This is a genomic window from Corallococcus sp. CA049B (assembly GCF_003611685.1).
Taxonomy (GTDB): domain Bacteria; phylum Myxococcota; class Myxococcia; order Myxococcales; family Myxococcaceae; genus Corallococcus; species Corallococcus coralloides.
In genome coordinates this window covers 1-8448 of the sequence record NZ_RAWC01000304.1, presented here as the reverse complement: position 1 = coordinate 8448, position 8448 = coordinate 1, and the positions used below count along the sequence as shown (strand labels likewise).

General features: G+C 68.6%; 7 protein-coding genes. All 7 read right to left on the bottom strand.

The genetic code is table 11. The features are described 5' to 3' along the window. The coding region (locus D7W82_RS36675) for a serine/threonine-protein kinase (protein WP_147439728.1) at nt 1–1052 on the bottom strand (1052 nt) is incomplete at its 3' end. A 645-nt stretch (nt 1053–1697) separates the two neighbouring features. Next, nucleotides 1698–2165, bottom strand: a complete 468-nt coding sequence (locus D7W82_RS36665; RefSeq protein ID WP_120622737.1) for an SMI1/KNR4 family protein — start codon at nt 2163–2165, stop codon at nt 1698–1700. A 12-nt stretch (nt 2166–2177) separates the two neighbouring features. Further along, entirely contained in the window at nt 2178–2771 is a 594-nt protein-coding gene (locus tag D7W82_RS40290; RefSeq protein WP_147439727.1) for a hypothetical protein, read from the bottom strand. A 231-nt stretch (nt 2772–3002) separates the two neighbouring features. Then, on the bottom strand, nt 3003–3449 hold the full coding sequence (locus D7W82_RS40285; RefSeq protein WP_147439726.1) for a hypothetical protein: 447 nt from the start codon (nt 3447–3449) through the stop codon (nt 3003–3005). 336 nt (nt 3450–3785) lie between these two features. Continuing rightward, the gene (locus tag D7W82_RS36655; RefSeq protein WP_120622735.1) at nt 3786–5105 is read right to left on the bottom strand and encodes an IS4 family transposase; all 1320 of its coding nucleotides are present in this window, start codon (nt 5103–5105) and stop codon (nt 3786–3788) included. A 202-nt stretch (nt 5106–5307) separates the two neighbouring features. Further along, nucleotides 5308–7032, bottom strand: coding sequence for a sigma 54-interacting transcriptional regulator (locus D7W82_RS36650; RefSeq protein ID WP_120622734.1), 1725 nt, complete (start codon nt 7030–7032; stop codon nt 5308–5310). Nucleotides 7033–7043: 11 nt separating this feature from the next. Beyond that, nucleotides 7044–8448: TolC family protein (locus D7W82_RS36645; RefSeq protein WP_199727972.1), on the bottom strand; the 1405-nt coding region annotated here is incomplete at its 5' end.

Sequence of the window (8448 nt, the reverse complement as noted above, 5' to 3'; positions counted from 1 at the left end):
CGCCGGACGAGTCCCTGCTTCATGGGACGCGAGCGCAGGAGCGCCAGCACCTCCGGGGCGCCCGGCTGGAGCGCCAGCGCGGCGTTGAGGCACCGGGCAGCCCGGGCGCCCTGCCCCGCGGCGAGCAGCTCACGGCCTTCGCCCAACAGCCGCTGGAACCGGTCCTCGCGCCAGCGGGCCACGGCGGACTCCGGAGCCTGGAAGAAGGCACGTGCCGCTTCGGCGGGAGCCCCGACCCACGACCGCAGCACCGCCTCCAGCTCACGCGCCAGCGCCCCGCCATCCACGGGCCTGTCACGCGCCTCCCGGGCAAGACACCGCGCGACCAGCGCCGACAGGGGCGCGGGCGTGCCCGGCGCGGCCTCCACCAGCGGCGGCGCATCGCGGGTCATCACCGAGACCGCCAGCCGGGCGCTGCCCTCCCCCGCATGGGGCGTCGAACCGGTGCACAGCTCGAACAACACGACGCCCACCGCGTAGACGTCCGACGCCGGGGACCACGCCCCGGTATCGATACGCTCCGGCGCCATGTACGCCAGCGAGCCGATGACGGCGCCCGTGCTCGTCAGCCGGGCCTGGTCCGCCAGCGCGGCGATGCCGAAGTCCGCGAGCTTCAGCGGCCCCCCACGCGCGACGAGGACGTTCTCCGGCTTGACGTCCCGGTGCACCACCCCGCGCGCATGCGCCGCGTCCAGCGCCCGGGCCAGCTCCCAGCCCAGCAGCGCGACGGCCTCCGGCGGCACGGGAGCCAGGCGCCGCGCCAGTTCGCGCAGGTTCTCGCCCTGCACCCATTCACAGACGAGGAACGGGCCGCGCACGGCGTCCTCGCCAAAGTCATGCACCGCCAGGACGTTGGGGTGCTGGAGCGAGGCCACCACCTCCGCCTCCTGGCGGAAGCGCTCGGTGAAGCGGGCGTCCAGGCCCGGGTGCAGCACCTTCACCGCCACGCGGCGGGACAGCCGGACGTCGAGGGCGAGGAAGACCGTCGCCATCCCGCCCCGCCCCAACTCCTGCTCCACCTGGTAGCGGCCGGCCAGCAGTTCGCCCGTCATCGCGCGCGCAGTCTAGGAAGCGGGATCCGCGCGATCAAACCCCGGGGCGCCCTCACTGCTGGCACACGCGGAGCGGGGAGCCGGGGAGCTGCACGCACGTGCCTGCCTGTCCCCCGGGACACTCCGCATCCGACTGGCAGGGTTGGTGACAAGTCTTCCCACGTCCCAGGTCCGCGCAGAAGCCGCAGCGGGCGCAGTCCATGGAGGTCTCGCAGGAGTCGCCCAGGTGCTCGGGGGGCAGGCCCTCGCAGGTCTCGACGCACAGGGACTCCGGAGCCGGTGAGCATTGGTAGCCCGAGGGGCAGCCCGGGTCGCAATCGCGGGTACAGCGCCCCTTCACGCAGTACGCGAACGTCGAACAGGCCAGGGGGTCGGAGCAGGGCTCGGTGAGGCGGGGGCCCGCTTCGCATTCCCTGTGGACGTCGGAGCAGCGCTGGTCCTCGGGACACTCCCGGTCCGCGGCGCAGGAGCGCACGCAGGCGTCTCCCAGACAGCCGGCGTCCAACTCCTCACGCACCTGGATGTCGAGCGGACACCCCGGGAGTGCGAACAGGACCAGAAGCAGGACCAAGAGCGGGAAGCGCATGGGCTCAGGACTACTTCACGGAGTGGGATGTACGCACGCGGTGGCGCTCACCACAGCCGCTACTCCTCCTCCGTCTGAAGCCAGAACCATTCTTCATTGGAACGAAGCGCTCCGCCCAAGAACTCTGAAAATGAGCCCGCGATCTGGCGGTTGTAGACAGGGTCTGGAAACGCTTCGCGGTAGCCATCCCGGATGGAGTACCGGCCCTCCGCCTGCTGGCTCACGTCGACGAAGATGTAATTGGTATCCCGCACCTCGCAGACCGCGTACCAGGACGCGGGACCCGCCCTGTCTGTGTCCTCCTTGAGAAGGACGACGCGAGCGCGGCGAATCTTCGCCAGCGGGTAGAAGAAGAACGCGGGGTCGACCCGGTCGAACAATTTCACGCCATCGCAATGCAGGTAGAAGGCACGAAGGTCCAGGTCCAGGCGCCACCCGACGCTCTGCTCGAAGGCCTCGATCTCCGACGGAGTCGCGGGCGGGTTCGGGAAGTGGAGCCGTGAAACCTCTTCCAGCAGCGCCGACATGACGAGAGGAGTTCAATCACCGTCTTCAGCATCGCGGTGAAGGTCGCGAGCCATACGCACATAGCTACGTTCGGGCAGGGCGTGATCAAAACGGCTCAGCCCCTTCCGCTTGAGCCACGTTATTAGCGCTTTGGGCGTCACGTCTGAGGTCTCTGCGGCAGCCTCCTCAGCCAAGCTAGACAGCCCGCCAACACCAGCACGTGAACCCGACACCTTAGCGTATTGACCAATATCTGAGATAAAAACCAACCGAAACATCAGGACAGCCCACTGAGCCATTTCAACTTGGCGAGCCAGCGGAATGGCTAACTCCATGCGGATATCACCAGCATTAACCTCCGGTTCTTGGTCCAAGCGAAGTCGCGTCCACCACAGCAGGTGAATGCCACTGGTCCATGACCCATTACGGCCCACGCAACGACGCACATAGCTGCGCCCCATGCTGAGCATGGCAATCTCAGCACGAACTCCTTGAAGTTGGCGTAGGCGAGCTAACGACTCAATTTTGGCGCCGAGCAGGCCGTAATCAGCAATCGCATCCCCGACAGCATCTGTTCTTAAAGAAGATGCATCCTGCTCGACGAATCCAGCTGCCTCTGGACTCATCGGCCGATCATGCAGGAAGGTTACCTGAGCAGGAGTATAACGCTTACTATGCAACCGATGCTCGCGCTCAGCAGAAGCGAGTGGCAGATCTTTCCGAAAGTGCCTCCCGCACGTTAGCTCTTCGGCGAAGCGCAGAACTTTCCGATGTTCAACGCAGTAGCCAAAGGAAGTACCGAGCGTGTCGTGCTGAAGCCCATTGAAACAGCAGTTTGTACATGACAAGGGTAGCATCTACTCAACCTCGAAGAGTTCATCGATTAGCTTTTCAACCTGTTCCTTCGAGCTGCTCTTGTGCGCCCTAAAATCCAACAGATGCTCAGACCACTGTTCGACGTATTTTCTGGCTGTCATAACTTCGAGCGCATTCTTCCACTTCGCATCTCCCTTGCCTACACCGCGCAGCATGCTCAGCAAATCAACCATGCCGACATGACCGACATCCTTGCTCCTTGCATGTTTCACCAAGGTCTTCCAAGTCTTCCCATCTCGACCTGCGAAATAGCGCGCGGTGCTCTCCACTTCCGACATGGAGAGATAGGGCGTTTCTCTGCCTGCTCCATCCAGATAGAGGACGTGCCGCACAATGGAGTCATCTGCATCAGGAACGGGTTTCTGGACTCCAGCATTATGGTCTCCTCGAAACAGAGGATCCTGATGGACGTTCCAGCTGCTCCTCACCGCCTGCTTACTCTTTACTTTTCTTTTCGCGATCGTCCCGCACCTCCTTCCCGGAGTTCTAGTCGGGAGTGGGGACTCTTGTAAACCGATCCAGTCCAACTACTTATTGCTCGCCCCCGCGACCGCTCCTCTGTGCTGGTTCGCGCTAGCGCTACAGCACACTTGGCTGGGGGCAGCCAGAGCGAGAAGACTGCCGCCCTGGTTGAGAAGCAATGCAAGTTGAGCATGTCGTGCACAGGCTGGGACAAGTAGTTGGTGGCAGGCTTCATTTGCACGCTAAAGCTGGTGTTCGTTTACGTCTCTCGCTTCCCCCCAGGCGAGTCATCCGCTTCCGGTTTAGCCGCCACTCCCGAGAGAAGCCTCACGTTTCCGTCGTTCGCGCTCTCGGCGCTGCTGGCGTGAGCGGGCCGTCACCTCGGCGATGAGCAGGATGCGCTCCTCCAACTGCTCCAGCGTCACGCCCCGGCTCATCATCGCATGCGACAGCAGCAGCGGGGCGCAGCGAGTCAGTGCCAGCACCAGGGCGAGCCGCCCTGTCGCCTGCGCCTGGCCCGGCTCGCCTGCCTTCTGTTGCATCGACAGTTCCAGCAAGCACGACAGGGCCAGGGCAATCACCTTGGCATACACCAGCGAGAGCACCGCGCCCGGCCGAGTGGCGCGCAGCGCCGACAGTCCCACGCCGGACTTGAGGGCTTTGAAAAGCAACTCCACTCGCCAGCGCAGACGGTAGGCCTCGGCCACCTGCTGTGCCGTCAGCACGTCGCGGCCCACCGTCGTCAGGTACCAGCGCCGCTCGCCCTCCGGCCCTTCCACGGCCACGACACGCGCCTGGGCCGTGCGCCCGTGCTTCTCCAACTGCACGTCCACGTCGATGACGCCGCCCTCCTCCTTGAGGACGCCCTGCAAGAGCGCGTCTGTCAGACGCATGCCACGCGCCCGCACCCGCTCGCCCTTGCCCACGTGCACCCGCAGCACCTTTGGGTCGTGCTGGGCCTTGAGCCGCACCAGGAAGTGGGCCCCGGCCTCAATCGCGTCGAGGAAGCGGCCTGTGTCCGTGTACCCCAGGTCCATGAGGGTGAGCGTGCCGGGACTCAGCGCCTCGTCGGGCAGGGCGCGCGTGTCCTGGGTGCGCTGCGGCGTCACGCCGTCCGCCACCGGCAACTCGTCCTTCAGCGACACCAGCGCGTGCCACTTGAAGGCGGCAGGCCTCGCCTCGCTGGTGGACGGGGCCCAGTCCGCGGCCAGCCGCTGCAGCAGTTGGCACGTGGAGTCGGCCACCTGCACGTCCGTGAACTCGCCCAGCAGTGCCCCCAACTCGTTGAAGGGCTTGTCCTCCCCGACGGCCTCTCGCACGGCCTGGACGGCTCGGCTCGCCACCTCCCGCATCAACTGCCCGAAGGCGTGGTTGAAACGCTCGAAGAAGGCGCTGGGCGACAGTTTCTGCCCGGTGAGCGCGAGGTAGTTGGCGAACGCCGTCGTCTGCGTGCCGGGCATGGGTGTCACCGCGGCCACGGTGGACTCCACCAGCGCCACCAGGTCCACCTTGCGCTGGCGCTGCAACGCCCCCAGCCGGCGCGCGGCCTCCAGGATGTCCTCGGCCGACACCAGTGCCCGCAGTCCCTCTGCCACCTTCACCCTCGGAGTGCTCTTCTTCATGCCGGGAGAATGTTCCTCGTCCCCCCGTTTCGACGAGCCTGCCTGCTCGGCTACACCTATGTCTTTGATTCTGCTCTACTTTTCTCCATCGCGTTAAACGGCCGCGGATGCCAGTCGAGTAGGTAGAGTGCATTGCTCGGAAACGCAGACGCAGGCAGCAGACTGACGCTCCCTTGGCTGCTCTCATGCGCAATTTGGCCTCTCAATCCTCTTCCCCCAGGTATCGGAACACGGAGCGCACGCCGATGCCCAGCGCCCGGGCCGCCTCCTTCTTGCTTCCCCCGCTGCGGGCAATGGCCTCGCGCACGTAGCGCAGCACGAAGGCATCGCGAGCTTCATCCAGGGGCACCAGCGGCGCCGTGTCCGCGGCCAGGTCCAGGTCCTCGACGCCGATGAGCTCCCCTGACGCCAGGATGGCCGCGCGCCGCACGCGGGACACGAGCTCCCGGACGTTGCCCGGGAAGGGATGACCGCGCAGGGCCTCCGCCGCCTTCTGCGTGAAGCCCCGCGCCCGGGCCCCCTGCTGCTTCAGGACATGGTGCGCGATGAGCAGCACGTCGTCTCCGCGCTCCCGCAGCGCGGGCACCTCCAGGCGCACCTCGTCCAGGCGGAAGAGGAGGTCCTCGCGGAAGGCCCCCCGCGCGACAAGCGCCTTCAACGGCTGATGCGTGGCGGCGACGACCCGCATGTCGACCCTGCGAGGACGGTGCTCGCCCAGCCGCGTCACCTCGTGCTCCTGGACGACGCGCAGCAGGCGCGACTGGAGCGACAGCGGCATGTCTCCAATCTCATCCAGGAAGAGCGTGCCCCCATCCGCCGCCTCCACCAGCCCCGCGCGGTCGGAGGTCGCGCCGGAGAACGCCCCGCGGACGTGGCCGAACAGCTCCCGCTCGATGAGCGACTCCGGAAGCGCCGCGCAGTTGATGGCCACCAGCCGTCCGCGCCGGCCGCTCCGCCGGTGAAGCGCGCGGGCCACCTCCTCCTTCCCCGTGCCCGTCTCCCCCTGGATGAGAACCTGCAGGGACGTGGGCCCCAGGCGCTCCACCTGCCGGTAGAGGACGCGCATGGCCGGGGACTCACCGATGAGCCCTTCGAACGTCGCCGCGGCGATGCGCTGCGTGAGGCTGTCCACCTGGGCGCGCAGCTCCGTCAGCTCCCGCGACGTGGCCAGCAGCAGCGCCGCGAGCGACGACAACGCCATGGCCTCCTCCAGCTCGCGCGCCGAGAACGGAGGGCTGCCCAGGCGCCGGCCCAGGTACACCGCGCACAGCGGCGCGGAGCCCGCGCGAAGCGGCAGCACGAGGGCGGACGTCAGCCGCAACGCCAGGACACTGGGAGCCTCCGCCAGCGCCGCCTCCGCCGCGACGTCCGGCACCAGCACCGGCGCCCCCGAGCCCACGACCTGATCCACCAGGCTGTCCACCACCGCCGAAGCCGGCACGGAGCCGGTGGCCGCCAGCACCTGCCGCCGGTCCCCCTCCACCGACACGAGGAACCCCACGTCCGCGGAGGTGACGTCCGCGATGCCCCGCAGCGCCGCCTCCAGCAGCTCCGACGAAGGGCGCTGCACGAGCAGCCGTGAAGCGAAGTCCGTCAGCACGCCCAGCAGGCGGGACGGCGTCGAGGAAGGCTCCACCCGGACCGGCGCCTCCGAAGCCGTCAGCGTGAGCGAGGCCCTGCCCACGCTGAAGGACTCCCCCGGCTCCAGCGGCGCCAGCTCCACCCGCTTGCCACGAACCCGGACGTCACAGTCCGCGCTGGCGGCGGACACCGTCCACCCGCGCGCGTCACGGAACACCAGGGCGTGGCTGCCCTTCACGCCGGACGCGGAGAGGACGACGTCGCAGGCGGGCTCGGAGCCCACGGACACCACGGGCTTCTCCAGCGCGAAGGAACGGCCGTCCGGGAGGGTCAGGAAGAAGCGCATCCGCTCCCATCCTACCGTCCCCCCGCGGGCGGCGGTTCCTCCCATCCCCCGCCCAGCGACAGGAACAGGGCGATCTGATCCGCCACCAACTGGGTCTGCGCGGAGGCCAGCGAGGCCTCGGCGTCGGCCCGGGTGCGCTCCGCGTCGAGCACGCCCAGGAAGCTCTCCCGCCCTCCCCGGTAGAGCGCGTCGGCCTCGCGCGCGGCCTCGGCGCTGAAGTCCCGGGCGGCCGTGAGCGCCGCGACGCGCTCCAGTTCCTGCGTGTACTGCGTCAGGCTGCTCTCCGTCTCCAGCAGCGCGTTGAGCACCACGCCGTCGAACTGGGCGAGCGCCGCTTGCGCGACCGCGTCCGCCTGCGCGATGCGAGCCCTGGCGACGCGGGTGTTCGGAAACGTCCAGGACAGCAGCGGCCCCACGCTCCAGCGCAGCGTGCTCTCCTGCCCGAAGGAGCTCAGCAGGCCTCCGGACCCCGCGGACGCCCCGAAGCTCACCGTGGGATAGAGGTCCGCCGTCTCCACGCCGATGCGCGCGGTCGCCGCCGCCAGCGTCCGCTCCGCCTGCCGGACATCCGGACGCCTGCGCAGCAGCGCGGCGCCATCCCCCACCGGGATGGGTGAAGCCAGCCGTGGCGGCGTCTCACACGCCTCCACCTCCGGAGGAAACGCCGCGGGCGGCCTGCCGCTGAGCACCGCCAGCCGCAGCAGCGCGATGCGCCGCAGCACCACCAGCGGGGGGATGTTCGCGCGAAGCACCTCCACCTGCGCTCGCGCCCGGCTCACGTCCAGCGCCGTCCCCCGCCCCGCCTCGAAGAGCCGCCGCGTCCGCGCAAGGCTCTCCTCCTGCAGGGCCAGCACGTGGCGCGCCACCACCACCTCGTTGCCCACCGAGCAGACGCTCGCGTACGCCCGGGTCGTCTCCGCGGCCACCGTGATGTGCGTCAGGTCCTGCGCGGCCTGGACCGCCTCCAGGTCCGCGCGCGCCGCCTCGATGCCCCGGCGGATCCGCCCGAACAGGTCCAGCTGATACGACACGTCGATGCCCAGGCCGTAGGCCGCCGACGGCCCGACCGGCGGCGCCCTGCCCACGTCCACCGACGCGTCCACTCCAAAGGAAGGCACCTGCGCGCCCGCGACCTCCGCCAGCACCGCCCGTGACCGCGCGAGGTTCGCCGCCGCCACCCGCAGGTCCACGTTCGACTTCAGCGCCTGCCGCACCAACCCCTCCAGCACCGGGTCCTCGTACAGCCGCCACCACTCGCCCGGGACGGGCTCCGCCGAGTAGTGCGGCTCCGCCGCGCCCAGGAACGCCCCGGTGGCCTGGGGCGCATGGACGACCGCGGACGGCGGCGGCCCCCGGTAGTCAGGCCCCACGGTCGTGCAGGCGGACATCAGCAGCGCCAGCCCCACCCACCCGCAC